The sequence below is a fragment of the Neisseria leonii genome (assembly GCF_028776105.2).
In the GTDB taxonomy this organism is placed as follows: domain Bacteria; phylum Pseudomonadota; class Gammaproteobacteria; order Burkholderiales; family Neisseriaceae; genus Neisseria; species Neisseria leonii.
The window spans coordinates 1,257,729-1,279,563 of sequence record NZ_CP145606.1 but is presented as its reverse complement, the minus strand read 5'-3'; the positions used below and the strand labels follow the sequence as shown (position 1 = coordinate 1,279,563).

At 55.9% G+C, this 21,835-nt stretch carries 18 protein-coding genes and 3 tRNA genes; 10 read left to right on the top strand and 11 right to left on the bottom strand.

The genetic code is table 11. From position 1 onward, the window contains the following. Window positions 1–4 precede the first annotated feature (4 nt). The 3 genes from ORY85_RS06135 to fabF all read left to right on the top strand — a co-directional run bounded on the left by ORY85_RS06135 (window position 5) and on the right by fabF (window position 3,907). Window positions 5–2,017: a prolyl oligopeptidase family protein gene (locus tag ORY85_RS06135; RefSeq protein WP_274572254.1), complete on the top strand. Its 2,013-nt coding sequence runs from the start codon at window positions 5–7 to the stop codon at window positions 2,015–2,017. Window positions 2,018–2,212: 195 nt separating this feature from the next. Next, window positions 2,213–2,449: an acyl carrier protein gene (gene acpP / locus ORY85_RS06130; RefSeq protein ID WP_274572253.1), complete on the top strand. Its 237-nt coding sequence runs from the start codon at window positions 2,213–2,215 to the stop codon at window positions 2,447–2,449. Between the two features lie 210 nt (window positions 2,450–2,659). Continuing rightward, entirely contained in the window at window positions 2,660–3,907 is a 1,248-nt protein-coding gene (fabF, locus tag ORY85_RS06125; RefSeq protein WP_274572252.1) for a beta-ketoacyl-ACP synthase II, read from the top strand. Between the two features lie 180 nt (window positions 3,908–4,087). Here fabF and ORY85_RS06120 read toward each other — a convergent pair whose 3' ends face one another. From ORY85_RS06120 to ORY85_RS06095, 6 genes are all read right to left on the bottom strand, one after another. Next, window positions 4,088–4,354, bottom strand: a complete 267-nt coding sequence (locus ORY85_RS06120; protein ID WP_274572251.1) for a hypothetical protein — start codon at window positions 4,352–4,354, stop codon at window positions 4,088–4,090. Window positions 4,355–4,364: 10 nt separating this feature from the next. Then, complete coding sequence (locus tag ORY85_RS06115; RefSeq protein WP_274572250.1) at window positions 4,365–4,631, bottom strand: GNAT family N-acetyltransferase; 267 nt, start codon at window positions 4,629–4,631, stop codon at window positions 4,365–4,367. Between the two features lie 11 nt (window positions 4,632–4,642). Next, window positions 4,643–6,199: a TerC family protein gene (locus ORY85_RS06110; protein WP_274572249.1), complete on the bottom strand. Its 1,557-nt coding sequence runs from the start codon at window positions 6,197–6,199 to the stop codon at window positions 4,643–4,645. 283 nt (window positions 6,200–6,482) lie between these two features. Continuing rightward, complete coding sequence (gene ccsB, locus ORY85_RS06105) at window positions 6,483–7,682, bottom strand: c-type cytochrome biogenesis protein CcsB (RefSeq protein WP_274572247.1); 1,200 nt, start codon at window positions 7,680–7,682, stop codon at window positions 6,483–6,485. Further along, the gene (locus ORY85_RS06100) at window positions 7,660–9,681 is read right to left on the bottom strand and encodes a cytochrome c biogenesis protein ResB (RefSeq protein ID WP_274572246.1); all 2,022 of its coding nucleotides are present in this window, start codon (window positions 9,679–9,681) and stop codon (window positions 7,660–7,662) included. Before ORY85_RS06100 ends, ccsB begins: the two co-directional genes overlap by 23 nt. 232 nt (window positions 9,682–9,913) lie before the next feature. Further along, the gene (locus tag ORY85_RS06095; protein ID WP_274572245.1) at window positions 9,914–10,537 is read right to left on the bottom strand and encodes a cytochrome c; all 624 of its coding nucleotides are present in this window, start codon (window positions 10,535–10,537) and stop codon (window positions 9,914–9,916) included. A gap of 141 nt (window positions 10,538–10,678) precedes the next feature. Here ORY85_RS06095 and yihA point away from each other — a divergent pair, with 141 nt between their 5' ends. After that, entirely contained in the window at window positions 10,679–11,323 is a 645-nt protein-coding gene (gene yihA / locus ORY85_RS06090; RefSeq protein ID WP_274572244.1) for a ribosome biogenesis GTP-binding protein YihA/YsxC, read from the top strand. Between the two features lie 86 nt (window positions 11,324–11,409). On the opposite strand, the gene rmuC is transcribed toward yihA, so the two are convergent. Next, a complete protein-coding gene (rmuC, locus tag ORY85_RS06085) occupies window positions 11,410–13,050 on the bottom strand; it encodes a DNA recombination protein RmuC (protein ID WP_405030351.1) in 1,641 nt (546 codons plus the stop codon). 34 nt (window positions 13,051–13,084) lie between these two features. Further along, complete coding sequence (gene thiE, locus ORY85_RS06080) at window positions 13,085–13,711, bottom strand: thiamine phosphate synthase (RefSeq protein ID WP_274572242.1); 627 nt, start codon at window positions 13,709–13,711, stop codon at window positions 13,085–13,087. A 156-nt stretch (window positions 13,712–13,867) separates the two neighbouring features. On the opposite strand from thiE, the gene ORY85_RS06075 reads away from it, so the two are divergent. Further along, window positions 13,868–15,457, top strand: a complete 1,590-nt coding sequence (locus ORY85_RS06075) for an inorganic phosphate transporter (protein WP_274572241.1) — start codon at window positions 13,868–13,870, stop codon at window positions 15,455–15,457. 312 nt (window positions 15,458–15,769) lie between these two features. Here ORY85_RS06075 and dtd read toward each other — a convergent pair whose 3' ends face one another. The 3 genes from dtd to folD all read right to left on the bottom strand — a co-directional run bounded on the left by dtd (window position 15,770) and on the right by folD (window position 18,058). Further along, complete coding sequence (gene dtd, locus ORY85_RS06070) at window positions 15,770–16,231, bottom strand: D-aminoacyl-tRNA deacylase (RefSeq protein WP_274572240.1); 462 nt, start codon at window positions 16,229–16,231, stop codon at window positions 15,770–15,772. Between the two features lie 253 nt (window positions 16,232–16,484). Continuing rightward, window positions 16,485–17,018, bottom strand: a complete 534-nt coding sequence (locus ORY85_RS06065) for a hypothetical protein (RefSeq protein ID WP_274572239.1) — start codon at window positions 17,016–17,018, stop codon at window positions 16,485–16,487. A gap of 182 nt (window positions 17,019–17,200) precedes the next feature. Then, the gene (gene folD / locus ORY85_RS06060) at window positions 17,201–18,058 is read right to left on the bottom strand and encodes a bifunctional methylenetetrahydrofolate dehydrogenase/methenyltetrahydrofolate cyclohydrolase FolD (RefSeq protein WP_274572238.1); all 858 of its coding nucleotides are present in this window, start codon (window positions 18,056–18,058) and stop codon (window positions 17,201–17,203) included. Window positions 18,059–18,365: 307 nt separating this feature from the next. Between folD and ORY85_RS06055 the strand changes: the two genes are divergently transcribed. From ORY85_RS06055 to ORY85_RS06035, 5 genes are all read left to right on the top strand, one after another. Continuing rightward, a tRNA-Pro gene (locus ORY85_RS06055) sits at window positions 18,366–18,443 on the top strand. A 39-nt stretch (window positions 18,444–18,482) separates the two neighbouring features. Then, window positions 18,483–18,559, top strand: a tRNA-Arg gene (locus ORY85_RS06050). Between the two features lie 28 nt (window positions 18,560–18,587). Continuing rightward, window positions 18,588–18,663: transfer RNA gene (locus ORY85_RS06045), tRNA-His, on the top strand. Window positions 18,664–18,967: 304 nt separating this feature from the next. After that, window positions 18,968–19,468: an adenylyltransferase/cytidyltransferase family protein gene (locus tag ORY85_RS06040; protein WP_405030350.1), complete on the top strand. Its 501-nt coding sequence runs from the start codon at window positions 18,968–18,970 to the stop codon at window positions 19,466–19,468. Continuing rightward, window positions 19,468–21,201, top strand: a complete 1,734-nt coding sequence (locus tag ORY85_RS06035; protein ID WP_274572237.1) for a bifunctional biotin--[acetyl-CoA-carboxylase] ligase/type III pantothenate kinase — start codon at window positions 19,468–19,470, stop codon at window positions 21,199–21,201. Before ORY85_RS06040 ends, ORY85_RS06035 begins: the two co-directional genes overlap by 1 nt. Window positions 21,202–21,835: the final 634 nt, after the last annotated feature.

Genomic DNA, 21,835 nt, shown 5'->3' with positions numbered 1-21,835 from the left:
ATTTATGCACGATCCTTTTTCACACTTTGAAGACATCGACGCCGAAGCCACCCGCCGCTTCGCCGCCCAAGCACACGCACAAACCCGGCAGCGGTTTATGCAGTCCGATGAATTTCGGCGTCTCAAACAGGATATTCTTGCCCAATTGCAGGACGATAGGCAGATTCCGTTTTGTCAGGAACACCGCGCACGGATGTACCATTTCCATCAAAGTGCCGATTATCCGAAAGGCGTGTACCGCGTCTGCTCGGCATCGGCTTACCGCGCGGGGATACCGGATTGGGAGATTCTGTTTTCGGTGGCCGATTTTGATGAAATATTGGGCGACGATGTGTATCTGGACGGTGTGTCGCATTATGTCGAAGCCCCGCACCGCGCCCTGCTCAGCCTGAGTGTGGCGGGCGGCGATGCGGCCTATACGCTGGAATTCGACTTGGCCGCACGGCAGATTGTGGCCGACGGTTTCCATTTTCCCGCCGCCAAAAGCCATATCGCGTGGCGCGACGAAAACAGTGTGTGGGTCTGCCCCGCTTGGGACGAAAACCAATTGACGTCGTCGGGTTATCCGCGTGAAGTGTGGCTGCTGCGCAGGGGCGAAGCATTTTCAGACGGCCTGCCGGTGTACCGCATGGAAACCGACGGCATGATGGTCCATGCCTGGCGTTATCTGGACGGGCAGGGTGCGCCGGTAGATTTCATCGAATCGGCAGACGGTTTTTTTACCAAAGACTATTTGCAGGTGTTGGCCGACGGCAGCACCGTCCGTCTCAACCTGCCGCCGGACTGCGATATTGTCGGCTATCTGGCCGGTCAGCTGCTGGTTCAGCTGCGCGGCGCATGGACGCGCGCCAACCAACATTATCCGGCCGGTGCACTGGTGGCGGTCAAACTCAACAAAGGCGTATTGGGTGCGGCACAAGTGATTTTCGAGCCGGACGACAAACAGGCGGTTGCCGCCGTGGAAACCACCAAACGCTTTATCGTCGTCAATCTGCTGGACAATGTGGCAGGCCGTCTGAAAGCGTGGAAATGGCAGGACGACACCTGGCAGGAACAGGCCTTGCCCGACTTGCCCCAAGGCGCGCTGGAATTGGCCGACCAGCCGTGGGGCGGCGATGTGCTGTATCTGGCCGCGGGCGATTTCACCACGCCGCTGACACTGTTTTCACTCGATTTGCAGGTTAATGAGCTGAGTGTGCTGCGCCGCCAGCCCAAACAGTACGACACGGCAGGCGTGCAGGTCGGCCAATATTGGACGGACAGTGCCGACGGTACGGCCGTTCCCTACTATTATGTCGCCAAGGATGCATCGCCCGACACGCCCGCGCTGGTGTATGTGTACGGCGGTTTCGGTGTGCCCGAGCTGCCGCACTATTTGGGCAATATCGGGCGGCATTGGGTGGCGGCGGGCGGTGCGTTCGTGCTGGCCAATGTGCGCGGCGGCGGCGAATTCAAATATTGGCACCGCGCGGCGCAGGGGCGGAACAAGCACAAAAGCGCGGACGACTTATTGGCCGTTATCGGCGATTTGGCACAGCGCGGCCTGTCTTCGCCCGCAAAAATTGCGGTTCAGGGCGGCAGCAACGGCGGCTTGGTGGCGGCCTGTGCGTTTGTCCGCGCACCCGGGCGCATGGGCGCGCTGGTGTGCGAAGTGCCGCTGACCGATATGCTCCGTTACCACCGCCTGTCGGCCGGTGCCAGCTGGACAGATGAGTACGGCGACCCCGACCAACCCGAAATGCACACTTATCTGGCGCAGTTGTCGCCCTACCACCAATTGCGCGAAGGTACGGATTATCCGCCCGCATGGATCAGCACCAGCCTGAGCGATGACCGCGTCCACCCTGCCCACGCACTGAAATTCTATGCGCGCCTGCGTGAAATCTCGCCGCAAAGCTGGCTGTACGCCCCCGGTCAGGGCGGGCATACCGGCAACGGCACACAGGAGGCCGCCGCCGAAGAATTGGCTGCCCTGCTGACTTTCCTGCGCCAAACCGTCGGCACAAAGGCAGGCTGATCCGCGCCGCGCAAAAGCCGCTTGTAGTGCAAATTCAGCCTATGCTAATATGCGGCACAGACAGGCCGTCTGAAAACCGCAGTCTGCGCGTTTAAAAATAGATGGAAAACTCTAAACCGATTTGATACAATCCGCGTCGAACGGTTGAATTTTACTGTAACCACGCCGTTAAAAGGCTTTTAAAGGACTGAAAATATGTCAAACATCGAACAACAAGTGAAGAAAATCGTTGCCGAGCAGCTGGGTGTTGCCGAAGCCGAAGTGAAAAACGAATCTTCCTTCCAAGACGATCTGGGTGCAGACTCTCTGGATACTGTCGAGCTGGTGATGGCTTTGGAAGAAGCTTTCGGCTGTGAAATTCCCGATGAAGAAGCCGAAAAAATCACCACCGTACAACTGGCAATCGACTACATTACCGCCCATCAGGCTTGATGCCCGTTGAATAAACCGGCCTCTGCGCGCGGGCTTGCCTGCACACAGGGGCTGTTTTATTGATTGGTCGGTCAATCCGATCGGGATCAGGCGCCTGCGTCTTTCCCTCCGCCGGGTAAAACCTGAGTATGGCAGATGCAGGTTCCGGTGGCTGTTGCAGAACAGATTTTCAGACGGCCTCGGGTCGGGCAACACACAGCGAGATGATATATGAGTCAGAGAAGAGTGGTTATTACCGGTTTGGGGCAGGTATCGCCCGTGGGAAACGATGTGGCTTCGGCTTGGACAAATCTGCTCGCGGGCAAAAGCGGCATCGGTGCCATTACCCGTTTCGATGCTTCGGAACTCAACAGCCAGATTGCCGGAGAAGTGCGCGGTTTCGACATCGGGCAATACATCAGTGCCAAAGAGGCGCGCCGTATGGACGACTTTATCCACTACGGCATCGCGGCTTCCCTGCAGGCGATTGCCGATGCGGGATTGGACGACTGCACCGTTCTGGACAAAGACCGGGTGGGCGTGAACATCGGTTCGGGTATCGGCGGCCTGCCGAGCATCGAGCAGACGGCACAGGCCGTATTTGAAAACGGCGTGCGCAAAATCAATCCGTTCTTTATTCCCGGCTCGCTGATTAACCTGATTTCCGGTCATGTAACCATTCTCAAAGGCTACCGCGGCCCCAGCTACGGCATGGTGTCGGCCTGTACCACCGGCGCGCACTCTATCGGCGATTCCGCCCGCATGATTCAATACGGCGATGCGGACGTGATGATTGCCGGCGGGGCGGAAGGTGCGGTCTGTATGCTGGGCATGGGCGGTTTTGCCGCGATGAAGGCACTGTCCACCCGCAACGACGATCCCGCAACCGCTTCGCGTCCGTGGGACAAAAACCGCGACGGTTTTGTGATGGGCGAGGGTGCGGGCGTGCTGGTGTTGGAAGAGCTGGAACACGCCAAAAAACGCGGGGCGAAGATTTACGCCGAATTGGCGGGTTTCGGTATGAGCTCCGATGCGTACCACATTACCGCGCCGAATACCGAAGGTCCCGCGCTGGCGGTTACGCGAGCCTTGAAAGACGGCGGTATCCGTGCCGACGAAGTGGATTATGTGAATGCACACGGTACTTCCACGCCGCTGGGTGATGCCAATGAAACCAATGCGCTGAAACTGGCTTTGGGCAGCCAGGCGGAAAAAGCCGTCATCAATTCCACCAAATCGATGACCGGTCATTTACTGGGCGCGGCCGGCGGCGTGGAGGCGGTTTACAGCGTGATGGCGGTATACGAACAGAAATCGCCGCCCACCATCAATATTTTCGAGCAGGACATTGAGGGCGGTTGCGATTTGGACTATTGCGCCAACGAAGCGCGCGATTTGAAAATCGATGTGGCCATTTCCAACTCGTTCGGCTTCGGCGGTACCAACGGTACGCTGGTATTTAAGAAATTTACCGGTTAAAACGGATACGGCCGGTACCTGTATCCGATTGGGGCCGGCAGTTGTAATGAATGCAGATAGAATATCGATTGCCGGTTCAGCCGGCCGATATTCTGCCGACAATCAAAAAGCACGGATTCCCTTCCGTGCTTTTTTCTATGGGTTGTGCGATGGTACACCGCGTGTGCAGATTTTTTGCCGTCAGCGCAGGCAGTGTGAAGCGGCACAACGCGGGCTGTCGGCCAAAACGGCAGAGCCGATGCGGCTGATGGGTTGTTCGGCAGGGTACAGGGTAAAGCCCGATGGCTGCCGACTGTGTGTACTGGATGTTTGGTGTATCCGCACCAGATGATGTGCCGCGATGCAGCATGATGGTGTGCGGTTTGGTCGGCGGCCGTCTGAACAGCGGCCTGCTTGGTTTTCAGACGGCCTCACGGGGCAGATGCCGTATTCTGTCGGTTTGGCCAAACGTAAATTGTCAGAGCAAGTCCCGATATTCGGGGTGTTTTTCGATATAGCCTGCGACAAAGGAGCAGGACGGAATGACGAGGCGTTTTTCGCTGCGGGCGTGATCGAGTGCGTGGCGGGCGAGTGCCGAGGCGATGCCGCGCCCGCCCAGTTCGGGCGGAACCCAAGTGTGGTGGAAGTTCAGACGGCCGTTTTCATCGCGGTAATCGAGATGGGCGGTGTGGCCGTCTTCCTGATAGACGAAGCGGCGGGATTCGGGTTGGTGCACGATATTCATGGCAGTTTCCTTTACTCTTCGGCGGGTAGCGGGGTGATTTTAATCCGTTCGATGCGTTGGCCTTCTTTTTCCAGTACTTCAAAATACCAGCCGTGAAACGCCGTGCCTTCGCCCACTTCGGGAATGCTCTGCATTTCTTCCATCATCAGGCCGGCGACGGTGTGGTAGTCGGCATCTTCTTCCTGCGGCGGCAGGTTGAGTTGCGGTGCCAGTTCGACATATTCCAGCGAGCCGTCCACAATCATGCCCGAATCGGAAACGGTGGCGGCTTCGGCGGTTGCTTCTTCGCGTTCGAATTCTTCGGGGAAATCGCCCGCGATGGTTTCCAGCAGGTCTTTCATGGTAACCATGCCCAAGATGGCACCGAATTCATCGACCACCAGCGAATAGTCGGCACTGTTGGCGCGGAACAGTTCGATGGCGGTCAGGGCGTTGGTGCTGTCGGGCAGAATCAGCGGCTGGCGCAGGGCGGCTTGGATATTCCAGTCGCCGTTTTCCAGCATTTGGCCGAGCAGGTCTTTTTTATTGATGTAGCCCAAAGGCTCGTCGACACCGGCTTTGCCGACCACCAGCAGGCGGGAGTAGGGCGTGTTTTTCAGGTGCTGTTTCTGCTCTTCGCGGCTTTGAGAAATGTCCAGCCGTTCGATGTCGCGGCGCGGAATCATGATGCCCATGACCGGCCGTTCGGCCAGTGTCAGCACGCTGCGGATCATGGATTTTTCGTTTTCTTCAAAGTGGCCGCTGCCGCTGTTGCCGGAAGTGGCCAGAATACTTTCGCGTATGCCCATCATGCCCAGAACGTTTTCGGCGGTGCGCTGCCGCCACGAGCTGCTGATGTAGTCGTTGCGTTTGGTGTTTTTCTGCGATACTTGGTTGAATATTTCAATCAGAATCGAGAAACCGATGGCGGCGTAGAGATAGCCTTTGGGAATTTGGAAATGGAAAGCTTCGGCAATCAGGCTGAAACCGATCATCAGCAAAAAGCCCAAACAGAGCATGACGACAGTGGGGTGGCGTTCGACAAAGTCCGTCAGAGGTTTGCTGGCCATCAGCATGACGGCCATCGCGATGACTACGGCGGCCATGGCCACGACGATATGGTCCACCATCGCAGCGGCGGTAATGACGGAATCAATCGAAAATACTGCGTCCAGTACCAGAATCTGTACTACCACGCCCCAAAACGGTGCGTGTTTTTTCTGCGTGTCGGCAACGGCGAAGTGGTTTGCGCCTTCCAGCCGTTCGTGCAGTTCGGTGGTGGCTTTGTAGAGCAGGAACAGGCCGCCCAGCAGCATAATCAGGTCTTTGCCCGCTACCGGCCAGCCGAATATTTCCACAAACGGTTCGGTCAGTGCCATCACATAGGCCATCAGGCCGAGCATAATGACGCGCATGACCACGGCCAGCGACAGGCCGACAATACGGGCGCGGTCGCGCAGTTTGGGTTTGACTTTATTGGCCAGAATGGCGATGAAGACCAGATTGTCGATGCCGAGCACGACTTCGAGCAGCAGCAGGGTTGCAAAGCCTATCCAAGTGTGCGGTTCGGCCAGCCAGCTGAAATCCATGATGATGTGTTTCCTTCAAACAGCAAAAAGCAGCCTGCAAACATCAGGCTGCCCGAAAACGGCGCATAAAGACGGCGGTATGGTGGTTTAACCCGCTCTGCTCCGCGTCTTTCATAAAGTGTGCCGATCCTGAAAATAAAGATGCGGACAGTTTAACAGCTTGCATTGAAAAAACCAATGCCCGCCGCGGGAAGAGATACTGTGAAGCTTGGTTAGGCTTCTTCGGGCCGGTAATAAAGGCCGTCTGAAAACTGTATGAAAAGGTTTTCAGACGGCCTAAGGGTTACAGACTGCCGTAAGAATGCAGACCGCTGAGAAACATATTCACGCCGATAAAGGCAAAGGCGGTAATGAACAGGCCGGTTACCGCCCACCAGGCCAATATCTTGCCGCGCCAGCCGGCCACCAGCCGCAGATGCAGCCAGACGGCGTAGTTGAGCCAGACGATAAACGCCCAAGTTTCCTTCGGGTCCCAGCTCCAATAACGCCCCCACGCATCCGCCGCCCACAGTGCGCCGAGAATGGTGGCGATGGTGAAAAAGAGAAAGCCCACCGCAATGGCTTTGTACATGACTTCTTCAATCAGGTGTGAAGCGGGCAGGCGGCTTTTGAGGCCTTTGGCTTCCCGGTTCAACACCCAAAGTTCGGCCACACCGAGCATGGCGGCAATACAGAACGCGCCATAGCCGACGAAGTTGGCCGGTACATGGATTTTCATCCACCACGACTGCAAGGCCGGAATCAGCGGCAGAATGGCGTGCGCGCCGCGCGAAATGCTGTACCACAGAATAAAGCCGACCAAAGCGGCCATAAAGGTCAGTACAAATACGCCCAGACGCTGAATGGCGAATTTTTTCTCGTAATAGAGATACATCAGGGCGGTAACAATCAGGAACAGGACGAAGACCTCATAGAGATTGGACACCGGAATATAACCGGCATCGGGGCGCAGCAGATAGCTTTCATGCCAGCGCACCAACAGGCCGGTCAGCCCGCCGACAGCGGAGAGCCAAGTGAAGGCCGTACCGAGGTTGAGCAGGGTATTGGTGGGGCTGCTGTGGCGGCGGGCGGCCAAAGTGCCGGCCAGATAGCAGAACCAGGCGATAAAGACAAAGGTACACTGCCACATAATGGCCGACTGGCTGCTGAGAAAATAGCGCAGTAAAAAGTCTTCGCCGTTCTGCATATCGCCCGCATACAGTTTGACGGCACTGTAAGCCAGCGCGATGCACAGGGGAAGATACCAGCGCAGGGGTTTGAAGAACCAGCCTAAGGCAACGGCACCGGCGGCACTGCTCCACAGAATCACGGTTTCATAGATGTCCATGTGCTGCGGCAGAGTGTATTGGACAAAAGCGGCAACGGCGGCCATGGCTGCGGCAAACAGCCAGTCGGCCGGGCCGAGCGTCCCGATGGGGGAGGCGGAATACAGCAGCGCGTGTTGCGGTGCGGGGGCGGATTTATCGGCGGGGTTGGGATTCATGGTCTAAGTCCTGTGCTAATTGCGCCAAACGTTCAACGTGTTGGGGAAATTCTTTTTCGAGATCGCGTTCGTTGCGGCCGGAAGACATGGCAAAGCGGATACGGCCGTCTGAAAACAGCAGCCACGCGCGTTTTTCGCGGATGTAGAACATAAAAAACGTGCCCAAAACCAGCAGTACCGACCCCAGATACACCAAAGCGGCGCCGGGTGATTTGGTCATTTGCAGGCCGGAAGAGCGCACTTCTTTGAAGCCGTCCAGTTGCAGCAGGACGGGGGCGGGGTATTCGGTCAGGCCGGTGTAGGCGTCCATCGCGGCGAGCAGGAAGCGGTTGCGCGCTTCGTCCTGCGGCCATTCGGGCAGCTTGTTGCGCCTGATGGTTTCTTCCAGCAGGCTGTTGAGGCTGCCGTACAGGATTTGGTAGAAATAATCGCGGGTTTTTTCGCGTTCGGCTTCGGGGATATTGCCGTTCATAAAATCGTTGAGCGCCAGATAGCCGCCGCGTGCAAACAGTGCCAGCGTATTTTCGACGGCCCGGGTAAACGGTTTGCGGATGGCTTCGGGCGACTCGGCCGCCGCAGCGGCCACAATTTCACGGCGCAGGGCGGCATCGGCAACGGATTGGCGCAAGGCCATAAAGGTATCGATTTTCCCGGCTTTGTCGATGGGAATACGCAGCCAGCGGTAGGGCTTTTTCACATCGGTGCGCGTGCCGGTAATGTAGTAGTAGTCGCCTTCCTGCTCGACCGGCAGCATATAGTTTTTAAATTCGACGGCCTGTCCCGCACCGTCGCGCAGGCGGTAGATGACCGAAGGACCGAGATTGCTGAATTTTTTGGCGTGGCGCACCGCCCGGACATCATTGATGGCTTCGCCCCAGCTTCTTTCGGCAGGCGGCGCGCTCATGTCTTCGATGTTGGTGGCGGTAAACTGGTCGATTTCGAGACGGTATTCTTTGCCGCTGCCCAAATTCAGCGGGAAGGTACTCATGGAAACGGCGTTCAGGTCGGCATAGCGGCTGCTGTAACCAGCCAAGTCCCATGCCTTGAAGCGTACATCGGAGCCGCCGTCGGCAAAACTGGCCTGATAGATGGTGATGCCGTTGATGCTGAGCGGGTGGTTGACGCGTATGGTTTGGTCGAACGATTTGCCGCTGGCCTTGTCGGTGATGGTCAGATCACTGGCAAAGTTTTTCGGCATACCGGTATCGTAATATTCCAGATGGAAGCGGTTGAGCTTCACGCTGAACGGCAGATCCTGAACCAGCATACCGTTGTCGGCATTTAAAAAAACCACGTCGGCGGTTTGGCCTTCGGTGATGTTGACGTTGCCGCGAAACGAGATATTGTTCAGCCCCATTTTGCTTTCGGGTTTGAACTGGTTGGCGAATTGGGAGCCGGTGTCGGGGACGATGCGGCCGGTCAGGGTGCCGATTTTTAAAAACAGATTGCTGTCGATCAGGCCGCCGATACAGATCACAATCAAGGCCAGATGGGCAAAAATATAACCCCAGCGGTTCATTGCCCCTTTTTTGGCCGCGACCAGTACCGAACCGTCTTCGCGGCGTGCCTGACGGGTTTGGAAGCCTTGCGCGGTCAGGTAGCGTGCGGCGGTTTCCGGTGTCAGGGCTGCGGGAAGCAGGCTGCTGTGCCTCATGGCGGACAGGGATTTTTCGCCGGTTTTCAGGCGGAAGGAGCGCATGTCTTTCAAGAACGGCGGTATGTTGCGCCACAGACACAGGGCGGTGCTGAGTACCAGAAAGATCATGATCAGCACAAACCAGCCCGAAGCATAAACGTCAAACAGTCCGAGGGTGCGGAAGATTTCCGTCCAGAACGGGCCGAATTTGACGATGTATTGGGTCATCGGCATATTCTGCGGCAGAACCGTGCCGATAATCGAGGCAATGCCCAGAATGCTCAGCAGAGAGACGGCGAAGCGCATGGAGCTGAGAAAGGCAAACCACGGGCGGCGGATAAGCGGGGTTCGTTCGGGTTTCATAAGGTGGCAGGCGTGGTTCGGATAAGTGTTTGCCGCTGGCGGACAAAAAGGGTAATTATCTGATAAACCTGTTGGATTGACCAGCAGGAAACGCGTAAAAAACAGACTGTCAGGCCGTCTGAAAACAGGGCTGGCGGACGGATAGCGGACGGCCGTGTTTCAGACGGCCTAAACAGGCAAAACAATCGGGCTGCCGGTACCGGAGGTACGGCAGCCCGAACATACAGGCAGTTTAGTGCAGGCCTTGGATAAAGTTGCCGACGGCGTTCATTTCTTCTTCCGTCATGCGTTTGGCAATGTCGCCCATCATGCCCGATTTGCGCTGGCCGGAAGCATAGGCTTTGAGCTGTTCTACAATGTAGGACTGATGCTGGCCGCTCAAACGGGGATAGGCCGCCACTTCGGTACCGCCTGCGGGCATACCGGCACCGTTCGGGCTGTGGCAGGCCATGCAGGCGGGAATCTTTTTGTCTGCCAGGCCGCCTCGGAAGATTTTGGCACCCAGCTCAAAGTTCTGCTTCGGATTGGCTTCGCCCGGTTTGGGATATTGTTTGCTGTAATAGGCGGCCACATCGGCGATGTCCTGGTCGGACAGTCCGGCCACCATCGGTGCCATGGAGGCGGCGGCACCGGTCAGGCGTTTGTGGTTTTTAATCGCCAGAGTTTCTTTGATGGTGTAGGCGGGGTGTTGTCCGGCCAGTTTCGGGTACATTACCACACCGCTGTTGCCGTCTGCCGCGTGGCAGGCCGCGCAGACGGTGGTGGCGATTTCTTTGCCTCTGGCGATGTCGGCTTTGGGCGCGGCCGATGCCGCAGCGGCGGCGGATGCCAGGACAAGCAGGGTCATACGTTTCATGGAAGGCTCCTGATAGCGGTACCGCCGGATTGCGCGGTACCTTTTCTTATACATATGCCGGACGTTGTCTGCCGCCCGGTTAAACCGTTTATTCTTCAAACGTGGTATTCTATACCAGATTTACTTTGTTTTTCCAGATTTATGAACTTATTTCAAAACGCAAAATTTTTTACCACGGTCAATCATGTGAAAGATTTGCCCGATACCGGCGCGGAAATTGCTTTTGTCGGCCGTTCGAATGCGGGCAAGTCCAGCGCGATCAATGCGCTGTGCAACCATGTGCGGCTGGCTTATGTGTCGAAAACGCCGGGGCGGACGCAGCATATCAATTTTTTCGGTTTGGCCAACGGGCATTTTATGGTGGATCTGCCGGGATACGGTTATGCCGAAGTGCCGGAGGCGGTGCGCCGCCATTGGGTGGAACTGCTCGGCCGTTATCTGCAAACCCGCCGCCAGCTTTTGGGTTTGGTGCTGATTATGGACTGCCGCCACCCGCTCAAACCTTTGGATATTCAGATGCTGGATTTTTTAGCACCTACCGGCCGGCCGGTGCATATCCTGCTGTCCAAGGCAGATAAATTATCCAGGAACGACCAGCTGAAAACTTTGTCTTCTGTCAAAAAAGCCTTAAAACCGTTTACCGGCCGCCAAGAAGTGTCGGTGCAGCTGTTTTCCAGTCTGAAAAAACAGGGGATTGACGAGGTCAATCAGGTGGTGGGGGCATGGTTTGCCCGTTTGGCTGATACGGAGCAGGCAGCCGATTCAGGCGGACGGGCGGACCTTTAATATAAATTAGGCCGTCTGAAAACGGGAACCTATGCCGGGTATACCGTTTTCAGACGGCCTTTTTTGTCTGCGGGTGCGGCAAAGTGTCAGTGGCCGGTTTCGGAGTCGGATTGGCCGGCGGGCAGAGGCAGGCGGTCGGCGGTGTGTGCGGCTGCTTCCGTCAGCGTTTTGTCGAGCCGTTTGCCCGCTTTGATGCCCAGACGGTGCAGTTTTTCGGCACGGGTAATCAGGTTGCCGCGACCGCCGGAGAGTTGGTTGTAGGCGTTTTGGTATTCGCTTTGTGCCTGACTGAGGTTTTTGCCCACTTTTTCCAGCGTCTGTACGAAGCCGACGAATTTGTCGTACAGTTTGCCGCCTTCTTCGGCGATTTTCTGGGCGTTGAGGTTCTGCTGTTCGTTGCGCCAGAGGTTGACGACGGTGCGCAGGGTGGCGAGCAGGGTGCTGGGGCCGACCAGCATGATGCGTTTGTCGAAGCATTCCTGAAACAGGCTGCCGTCGTGTTGCAGCGCGCTCAGGTAGGCCGGTTCGATCGGAATAAACATAAAGACGAAATCCAGTGTATGCAGGCCTTCGATATCGCTGTACTGTTTTTGCGACAGGGTTTTGACGTGGCTGCGTACCGATTGGATATGGGCAGCCAGTTCGCGTGCGGCAGTCTCGGTATCCGCCGCTTCGGTATGGCGGACATAGGCGGTGAGCGAAACTTTGGCATCGATGATGATTTGTTTGCCGTCGGGCAGGTTGATTAAAACGTCGGGTTGCAGGCGGCGGATACTGCCGTCTTCCTCTGTGCGGCTGCCGACGGCCTGAGTGATGTATTCGCGCCCTTTTTGCAGGCCGGAGTGTTCCAGCACGCTTTCCAATATCATTTCGCCCCAGCTGCCCTGCGATTTGTTCTGTGTTCCGAGCAGGGCTTGGGTCAGGGCCTTGGCGTCGTGGTGCAGCTGGCTGTTGAGCAGTTGCAGGCGTTTCAGTTCGTTTTCTAAGGTCAGCCGTTCTTTGGTTTCTTTTTCGTAGGTCTGCTGCACCAGTTGGCTGAAACCGTGGATACGTTCGTTCAGCGGGGTGAGCAGGCGGCCTAAGTATTCATGGTTCTGCTCGGTAATGCGACGGCTTTTTTCTTCGAAGATTGCGTTGGCCAGGTGTTGAAACTGTGCGCCCAACTGGTTGCGGGCATCGTTGAGCAGGGCAAGTTTTTCTTCGTGGGCGGCCTGCTCCTGTTCGGCTTGGGTTTTCAGCCGGGTGTATTGCAGGCGGCTGTCGGCCAATTGCTGCTGCAGTTCGGTCAGGGCGGCTTTCAGACGGCCTGTTTCGGCGGTTTGCGTTTCCAGATGGCGGACGTGTTCGGCTTGCCCGCTGAGTTCGCGGGCATGCTGCTGTGCCTGTTCCTGCCAATGTTGTGTGTACGCAAGACTCTCGGCCAGTTGTGCTTCCAATTCGGGCAGGCGGCGGCAGAGGGTTTCCGCTTCGGTGAGACGGTGGTGCAGGGCGGTATGTTCGGCACGGATTTGCTGTAAAGCAGTTTCGCCCTCCTGATATAAGGTTTCGGTATGCAGCAGGCGGTCTTGGGCAACTGCCAACCGTTGTGCCGATTCGGCTTCGCGGGACTGGTAGGCGGCTGCTTGGGTTCGGGCGGCCTGCTGCGCGCGGCTGCGCATCACGATCCACATAATCAGGCCGGCAAGCAGGGCGGCTGCGGCAGGTAATAAGTACGTCAACAAGGTTATATCGGTGTTCATGGTCGGTTTACTCGGTTGGGGGTTAAGGCCATAAGGCCTGAAAACGGCGGACAACGGCTTCCGGATCGGCCGCTTCGGTTACGGCGCGTACTACGGCCAGCGAGGCGGCGCCGGTTTTTAAGACGGCCTGTGCGTTGTCCAAGTCAATGCCGCCGATGGCGACGACGGGCGTACTGCCTGCCTGCTGTACATAACGGCGCAGGTTTTCCAAGCCTTGCGGCTCGCTTTTCAAGACTTTGGTGGTGGTGGGGAATACGGCACCGCAGGCAACGTAGCTGGGGCAGACGGCCAGGGCGCGGTCGAGTTCGTCAGTTGAGTGGGTGCTGATGCCCAAGCGCAGACCGGCTTTTGCGATGGCGGCCAAGTCTGCACTGTCCATATCTTCCTGTCCCAAGTGAACGCCGTATGCCTCCGCATCGATGGCCTGCTCCCAGTAATCGTTGATAAACAGCTGGACAGCGGTATCGCGGCAGACGGCCACACTGCGGCGGATTTCGGCTTCCAGTGCCGCTCCGCTGAGTGTTTTGTTGCGCAACTGAACGGTATCGGCACCGGCGGCGGCCATGCGTGCTACCCATTGTGCGTCGGGAACGACGGCGTAAAAGCGCAGCGGTGCGGAGGGTGCGGGAAAGTTCAGGTTTTGGTGCATCGGTATCTTTCTTGGCGTAGTACTTGAATTTATAATAGTTACCGCTTTTAGTGCAAGTTTGTGTGCTGTCGCATTTTTGTCATATTGGCTGTTTATACTTCGCCAGCCTGCAAGCGGCAGGTATTTTCATTTTTGACAGGTTCCTGAGGGCGTATCATGGTGCAGACGAAATCCGTAAACACCCATATGTATAAAATCAATATAACGTTTGCTGTCATGCTGGTAAGCATGGTCGGCTATTTTGTTTATTGGGGTTTGGGCTATACCCAGTACAACCATATCACGATGTTCCTTTTGGCTACGCTGTTCGGCGTATTTATGGCATTCAATATCGGCGGCAACGATGTGGCCAACTCATTCGGTACTTCGGTGGGCGCGGGAACGCTGACGGTTACTCAGGCTTTGCTGGTTGCCGCTGTTTTTGAGGTCAGCGGAGCGGTGATTGCAGGCGGCGAGGTAACGGCCACCATCCGCAGCGGCATCGTCAATATGGATTCCATTCCGATGGAGCCGATGCAGTTTGTCTATGTGATGATGTCTTCTCTGCTGGCGGCGGCTTTGTGGCTGCTGTTTGCTACCAAAAGGGGTTTTCCCGTATCGACAACGCATGCGATTATCGGCGGTATTGTCGGCAGCTCGATGATGCTGGGCTATCTGCTCAGCGGCGATGCGTCGGGTTCGCTGGCTTTGGTGCAGTGGGGGAAAATCGGTCAGATTGCGGTTTCTTGGATACTGTCTCCGGTGATGGGGGGCTTGGTCTCCTATATCCTGTTTTCCCAAGTCAAAAAATACGTTTTGGACTATAACGACCGTATTGAAGAGCGGCTGAAAGAGATTAAGGCGGAAAAGAAGGCTTATAAAGAAGATTACCGCCAACGTTTTGAAGCGTTGTCTGAGCAGGAAAAAATTCAGGTTGCTTCCGCTATGGCGCGTGATGCGCAGATCTACAATGAGCAGGATTTTGATGCCAGTGAGTTGGAGTCTGCGTATTATCAGGGTCTGCACGAGATTAACGAGCGCAAAAACAGCATCGATACCTATAAAGCACTGCATTCTTGGGTGCCGCTGATTTCTGCGGTGGGCGGTATGATGATTTCGGCGATGCTGATTTTCAAAGGTTTGAAAAACCTGAACTTGGGCATGAGCGAATTGAGCAGCTATCTGACGATTCTGATGATCGGTGCCGGTATTTGGCTGGCTACGTTTATTTATGCCAAAACGCTCAAACGCAAAGATTTGGCTAAATCGACTTTCCTGATGTTCAGCTGGATGCAGGTATTTACGGCGGCGGGTTTTGCGTTCAGCCACGGAGCCAACGATATTGCCAACGCCATCGGCCCGTTTGCTGCGATTATGGATGTATTGCGTACGGGCGAAATCGGTACATCGGCTCCGGTGCCGCCGGTGGTGTTGCTGACGTTCGGCATTGCTTTGATTGTGGGCTTGTGGTTTATCGGCAAGGAAGTGATTAAAACGGTTGGGACGACGCTGGCCGAGATGCATCCGTCTTCCGGTTTTACTGCGGAGCTGGCCGCCGCTTCGGTTGTGATGATGGCGTCTCTTTCCGGTTTGCCGATTTCCAGTACGCACGTTCTGGTCGGTGCCGTATTGGGTATCGGTCTGGTAAACCGCAATGCCAACTGGCAGGCGATGAAGCCGATTGCGCTGGCATGGGTCATCACGCTGCCTGCCGCATCGATTTTGTCGGTTGTCTGCTTCTTTATTCTGCGGGCGGTATTCGGCTAGACCGACGCGGTCGGGCGGTTGTGCAGAGTCATACCGCCTCTTTTGAACTGTGCCCCGGCAGCCGGTTACCGGCTTCCGGGGCTTTTTACGGCCGAAAATACAGCAGGATTTGCGTTTCGGGCGATGCGCGTGGCCGGGGAGGGTGCAGGGGTGTCGGCAAAAATGGAGGCCGTATTCTTATCGGCGGCAGACCCGGCCTTTGCGTGATGCAGCAGGACGTTTCAAACCGCACATCAAATGGAAGGCACGATTGGTGATAGAGGCCGTCTGAAAACAGCATGGTCTGCATTCAGACGGCCTCTTGCTGTGTGCTTAAAACTGTTTGGCCGAGTCCAACAGCAGGGTAACCGGGCCGTCGTTGCACAAAGAAACCTGCATATGGGTTTGGAAACGGCCGGTCGCGACATCGATGCCGTGACTGCGCAGCTGTGCGGCAACGGTTTGATACAGCCGTTCGGCTTCTTCGGGGCGGGCGGCGGCGGAGAATGACGGCCGCCGTCCGCTGCGTGCATCGGCATAGAGCGTGAATTGGGATACCAGCAGCACGCTGCCGCCGGTGTCGTGCAGCGAACGGTTGAGTTTGCCGTTTTCGTCTTCAAAAATACGCAGGGTGGCGATTTTGTCGGCGATATAGCGGGCATCGGCTTCGCTGTCGCCGTGTCCGACACCGAGCAGTACCATCAGCCCGCCGCCGATTTTGCCGACGGTTTCGCGGTGTGTACCGTCCACCACATCAACGGCGGCATGGGTTACTTTTTGAATCACGGCGCGCATGGGTATCTCCGTCGGGGTATAAAAAGACTGGCGTACTGGATGGTAGGTCGGATTCTGGAATCCGACCTACGGTTTCCGGTTAAAGGGTGGTGTCGGGTTACAGGCTGTGCAATCTGTACCAAAGAGGCCGTCTGAAAACGAGCACGGCGAGTTTCTGCGAAGCTAAAACGCCGTTTAGGCGGATTTGGCGAAGCTAAAACGCCTGTGCTGTTTCAGACGGGCTGTTGTTGGAGCCGCCTCAGTTTGGCCATTTTCAACAAACGCATGAACAATAATTTTTATTATAGAATAAATCTCTTGGCGCTCTATTGCTTCCCAAAACTCTTCTTTTTTCAAGCATCGCATCTAAAACCTGCTGACTAATTTCATGATTGGTCAACCAGCGGTTTTCTGTCGGATGGACTCCTAACTGGATAAGTTTTAAGGGCAATTCTTGTGTCAAATTTAGGGGTAAGGAGTGACTGTTACTCCCCTTAACCAAATAAACGATATCAATCAATTTTTTCAACTTCATCAAAAATTTTGACAGATATGGATAATAAGGACTATGAACCCAAACCAAGAATTGTAACCTTTCCTCTCGATGAATCACCTGCTCTTCCAAGCTTTGATAATCGCTTTCCCTTGAGAAATCAAAAGGGACAAACTGAGCATGAGCATTTTCTTTCAGAAGAGAGCCATAAGAATCACGGTCTCTACTGCACAGTAACACATCTGCTCTATACCTTTTAGTCAGAACCTGGGTCGCCTCCAAAAGCATACCGGATCCACCTATAACAATCAGCATAGCAGTCTTCTTTTCTAATGAAAGGTCACATATCCTATCGCGGTTGTGCGTTGCTTCTATTTTCCATAAAGAGGAAGGTTGTAGCTAGGATTTACTGGGACAATTGTTCTCGTTTTTGCCATATTTGTTCGTAAACGTTGACTATCATCATCTGAGACAGAGAATAATTACATTATTAGTGTTTAGGCCGGGTCGTGCAGTTCGGCGGCGTATAAAGTGTTTTCCAGCAGGGTGGCAATCGTCATCGGTCCCACGCCGCCGGGAACGGGTGTAATCATGGCTGCGCGCGCTTTGGCTGCTTCAAATTCCACATCGCCGCACAGGCTGCCGTCGGGCAGGCGGTTGATGCCGACATCGATAACGACGGCACCGGGTTTGATCCATTCGCCTTTGATAAAGTTCGGAATGCCCACGCCCGCGACCACAATATCGGCGGCGGCCACTTCTTCGGCCAGATTTCGGGTTTTGCTGTGGCAGATGGTTACCGTGGCACGCGCCAGCAACAGTTCCAGCAGCTGCGGGCGGCCGACAATATTCGATGCGCCGACGACCACGGCTTTTTTGCCTTCGACATCGATACCGCAGGTTTCCAGCAGCGTCATCACGCCTTTGGGCGTACAGGGGCGCATCAGCGGCATTTTCACGGCCAGACGGCCGACATTGTACGGGTGGAAACCGTCTACATCTTTGTGCGGCAGAATCCGTTCTAAAACGGCCTGGCTGTCGATTTGGGCGGGCAGAGGCAGTTGTACCAAAATGCCGTCCACCGAATCGTCGGCATTTAATTTGTCGACCAGTTCCAACAGTTGCTGCTGGGTGGTGTCGGCGTCCAATTCATAGGAGAGCGAGCGGAAGCCGACTTTTTCGCAGGCGATTTTTTTGTTGCGCACATATACCGCGCTGGCGGGGTCGTTACCCACCAGTACCACCGCCAGACAGGGCGTGTGCAGCCCTTTTGCGGTGCGTTCGGCCACGCGTCCGGCCACCATATCCAGGCGTTGTCGGGAAATTTCTTTACCGTTAATCAGTTGTGCAGACATGAGCATTCTTTCTTGCGGAATGGAAATGAATTAAAGATAGCGGGCGGTATTGTCGCATTTTTCCGCCTCCGCAGAAACCCGCTGCGCCGGTTTTGGCTTCGAAGAAATTTTAGCCTCGCAGAAATAGTGTTGCGCACTATTTTCAGACGGCATGGTACAAGCCTGCCTGAAACAGACGGTTCCCCGTTGTCGGGCGGCTGTGAAATAAATTCCGATAAAAATAAAACAGATAAGGACATTGGTTGGCGTATCCGGTGTTTTCGTGATTGACGGAATGGAAAATGGCCGGTATAGTTCGCGCTTCTGTCGGGGCGTAGCGCAGCCTGGTTAGCGCATCTGCTTTGGGAGCAGAGGGTCGTGAGTTCGAATCCCACCGCCCCGACCAACGCCCTTGATGTCAAGCGCGACAGGAAATAAGGTTAGAGCGCCCGTAGCTCAACCGGATAGAGCACCCGCCTTCTAAGCGGGCGGTTACAGGTTCGATTCCTGTCGGGCGCGCCAGAATGGGAAAGTCCGCAAGTTTTTTGTGGTGGCTGTAGCTCAGTTGGTAGAGCCCCGGATTGTGATTCCGGTTGTCGTGGGTTCGAGCCCCATCAGCCACCCCATATATTCAAACCCGCCTGTATTCAGGCGGGTTTTGTTTTATGCCGTCTGAAATTATGCTGTCTGGAAATAGTGTGCAACAATATTTTCCGCATAGCTAATACCAGCGAAGTGAGTTTCTGTGAAGCTAAAACCGGCGCAGCAGGGCTCTGCAAAGTAGAGGTGAATATGGCGGGTTTGACGGCATACCTAATCTATGGCGGTCAGGCTTTTTGTGGATAAAACAAGAGGCTGCCTGTGTTTCATTGCTGCTGCGGGCGTGCTTCGGGTATGATGCGCGGCAGATATTTGGTTGGGGAGAATATGATGGACGGTTTCGATAATCCCGATTTCGAGCAGAAAATCTGTGCGCCGACTGATTTGGCGGTACGGCTTGCGGCTTTGCCGCGTCCGTTGGTGTTTACCAACGGCTGCTTCGATATTCTGCACCGCGGCCATGTTACTTATCTGGCGCAGGCGCGCGCCGAGGGTGCGGCACTGGTGCTGGCGTTGAATACCGATGATTCGGTGCGCCGCTTGGGCAAGGGTGGCGACAGGCCGGTCAATCCGCTGGCAAACCGTGCAGCGGTGGCGGCGGCGTTGGCCAGTGTGGATTTGGTAACGTGGTTTGACGAGGATACACCGGCCGGGTTGGTTGAAATGATTCGTCCTGATGTATTGGTGAAAGGCGGCGACTGGCCGGTGGACAAAATCGTCGGTGCGGCGGAAACACTGGCGCGCGGCGGACGGGTGCTGTCTATTCCGTTTCGGCATCAAACCTCGACGACGCAGACATTGGCCCGAATCCGTGCGGCAGGGGTGTCCTGATGCAGGCGCAGCATTGGCGGCTTCTGTCGCTGCTGGCGTCCGGTTTGCCGCGCCATGTTACTGAATTGGCGCGCGCGGCCGGTGTGCCGCCGCACGGTTTGAACGGCTTGTGGCAGCAGATGCCGCCGCATATCCGCGGTCTGCTGCGCCAGCATGACGGCCAATGGAGGCTGGTGCGGCCGTTGGCGGTGCTGAATGAAGATTTGCTGCACCGAAGCGGTGAAAAAAGCGGTTTTCAGACGGCCTTGCTGTATGAGTGTACGTCCAGCAACGATGAGGTCATGCGGCTGGCCAAACAGTCGCCCGAGTCGGCGCACCGTGTTTGGCGGCAGGTCTATTGTCAAACCGCAGGGCGCGGCCGGCAGGGCAAGAGCTGGCAGGCGCGTGAAGGCGAATGCCTGATGTTCAGTCTGGGGTGGGTGTTTGACCGGCCGCAGGCGCAGTTGGGCGCGCTGGCTTTGGTGTGCGCGCTCGCCTGCCAGCGTGCTTTGTCCGCAGCGGGCGTTCCTGCCCGGATTAAGTGGCCGAACGATTTGGTTTGCGGTGCCGGCAAATTGGGCGGTATTTTGATTGAAACTGTGCGCAGCGGCGGCAAAACCGTTGCGGTCATCGGCATCGGTATTAATTTTGTGCTGCCCAAGACAGTCGGGCAGGTGGCGTCGGTGCAGGCTGTTGCTGCCCGCCCCGTGGCCGCCGATGAGTTGGTGGCGGCGTTGATGTGCGAGTTGGCGCAAATTCTGTCCGGTTATGCACAAAACGGCTTTGCGCCTTACCGTGCGGATTATGAAGCGGCCAACCGTGATTGCGGCCAATCTGTACGCCTGCTGCACAATGGTACTTGCCTGGCCGAGGGGCAGATGAGCGGTGTGGACGATCAGGGTGCACTGCTTTTGGCAACGCCGGCCGGCAGACAGCGTTTTTTCGGCGGAGAAATCAGCCTGAGGCAGAGTGAACCTCTGCCGCCCCCGGGCAGTCGGCCGCAGTATCTGCTTTTGGACGGCGGTAACAGCCAACTCAAATGGGCGTGGGTGGAAAACGGCCGTCTGAAAAGCGTTTCCAAAGCACCTTACCGCGATTTGTCCGCGCTGGGGGAAGACTGGCGGCAGAACGGCGGTGTGCAGTGGCAGATTATCGGCAGCGCGGTTTGCGGCGAAGAAAAAAAGGCCAAAGTGGCCGCACAGCTGTTGCAGCCGATACGCTGGTTGGGGTCGATGACACAGGGCATGGGTATCAAAAACCATTACCGCAACCCGCAGGAGCACGGAGCCGACCGCTGGTTTAATGTGCTGGGCAGCCGCCGTTTCAGCCAAAATGCCTGCGTCGTTGTCAGTTGCGGCACGGCGGTAACCATCGACGCGCTGACCGACGACAATCATTATCTCGGCGGCAGCATTATGCCCGGATTCCATCTGATGAAAGAGGCCATGGCGCAGAAAACCGCCAATCTCAACCGCCCGCACGGCAAAGTCTATCCGTTTGCGACCACCACACCCAACGCATTGGCCAGCGGCATGATGGATGCGGTTTGCGGTGCCGTTTTGCTGATGCAGGCAAGACTGCGCAACCGCGTGGGCGGGAAAACGGTCGATATCGTCATTACCGGCGGCGGTGCGGCCAGAGTGGCAGAGGCATTAAGGCCGAGCGCGCCCGATTGGGGACAGATCTGTATTGCAGACAATTTGGTTTTAATCGGCCTTCTGGGTTGGATTCAGCAAGAACAAGGGCAGCCATAAGGTTTGCAATATATACTGCTATTAAAGATAGGCCGTCTGAACCGGTAAAACAGGCGGCCTATTTGCAATTCGACCGAATGCCGGACGTATCCGGCATTACCTAAGAATCGGGCAAAAAAGCCCTAGCGGCCATAGATACTTAATGCTAAGCACGCCTCTGTTCTTGGGCTTCATGGATGTTTTTTTAAGGAGTAGGTCGGATACTGGTATCCGACATTTACCTTCTTACCTTCTTACCTTCTTACCTTCTTACCTTCTTACCTTCTTACCTTCTTACCTTCTTACCTTCTTACCTTCTTACCTTCTTACCTTATTTCCAGATTTCCAGATTTCCAGATTTCCAGATTTCCAGATTTCCAGATTTCCCTCTTTTTATCCGGCAGCCATAGCAGACTAACCTGCACAGAGGCCGGCGGAAGGGAGATTTTTCGGATGGGGGATTTTGCTGAAAACCAAACTGCCAAATAAAGCCGGGATTTGGGAGGCCGCAAGCCGGCGGTACCGAACGGTTACCCGTTATTACGGATGCGCCCGTCCCGAGCCCCTGGGCTTCCGCCTTATGCGTCGGGAGAAGCCCCATCAAAGCGTGCACAGAAGCCGCGACCATAGAAGCCCGATAAAGGGTGCATATAAA

What these genes read in the sequence shown, in the direction of transcription:
- ORY85_RS06135 (WP_274572254.1), top strand. Translation starts at nt 5, where the DNA reads ATGCACGATCCTTTTTCACACTTTGAAGACATCGACGCCGAAGCCACC.
- acpP (WP_274572253.1), top strand. Translation starts at nt 2,213, where the DNA reads ATGTCAAACATCGAACAACAAGTGAAGAAAATCGTTGCCGAGCAGCTG.
- fabF (WP_274572252.1), top strand. Translation starts at nt 2,660, where the DNA reads ATGAGTCAGAGAAGAGTGGTTATTACCGGTTTGGGGCAGGTATCGCCC.
- ORY85_RS06115 (WP_274572250.1), bottom strand. Translation starts at nt 4,631, where the DNA reads ATGAATATCGTGCACCAACCCGAATCCCGCCGCTTCGTCTATCAGGAA.
- ORY85_RS06110 (WP_274572249.1), bottom strand. Translation starts at nt 6,199, where the DNA reads ATGGATTTCAGCTGGCTGGCCGAACCGCACACTTGGATAGGCTTTGCA.
- ccsB (WP_274572247.1), bottom strand. Translation starts at nt 7,682, where the DNA reads ATGAATCCCAACCCCGCCGATAAATCCGCCCCCGCACCGCAACACGCG.
- ORY85_RS06100 (WP_274572246.1), bottom strand. Translation starts at nt 9,681, where the DNA reads ATGAAACCCGAACGAACCCCGCTTATCCGCCGCCCGTGGTTTGCCTTT.
- ORY85_RS06095 (WP_274572245.1), bottom strand. Translation starts at nt 10,537, where the DNA reads ATGAAACGTATGACCCTGCTTGTCCTGGCATCCGCCGCCGCTGCGGCA.
- yihA (WP_274572244.1), top strand. Translation starts at nt 10,679, where the DNA reads ATGAACTTATTTCAAAACGCAAAATTTTTTACCACGGTCAATCATGTG.
- thiE (WP_274572242.1), bottom strand. Translation starts at nt 13,711, where the DNA reads ATGCACCAAAACCTGAACTTTCCCGCACCCTCCGCACCGCTGCGCTTT.
- ORY85_RS06075 (WP_274572241.1), top strand. Translation starts at nt 13,868, where the DNA reads ATGGTGCAGACGAAATCCGTAAACACCCATATGTATAAAATCAATATA.
- dtd (WP_274572240.1), bottom strand. Translation starts at nt 16,231, where the DNA reads ATGCGCGCCGTGATTCAAAAAGTAACCCATGCCGCCGTTGATGTGGTG.
- ORY85_RS06065 (WP_274572239.1), bottom strand. Translation starts at nt 17,018, where the DNA reads ATGCTGATTGTTATAGGTGGATCCGGTATGCTTTTGGAGGCGACCCAG.
- folD (WP_274572238.1), bottom strand. Translation starts at nt 18,058, where the DNA reads ATGTCTGCACAACTGATTAACGGTAAAGAAATTTCCCGACAACGCCTG.
- ORY85_RS06040 (WP_405030350.1), top strand. Translation starts at nt 18,968, where the DNA reads ATGGACGGTTTCGATAATCCCGATTTCGAGCAGAAAATCTGTGCGCCG.
- ORY85_RS06035 (WP_274572237.1), top strand. Translation starts at nt 19,468, where the DNA reads ATGCAGGCGCAGCATTGGCGGCTTCTGTCGCTGCTGGCGTCCGGTTTG.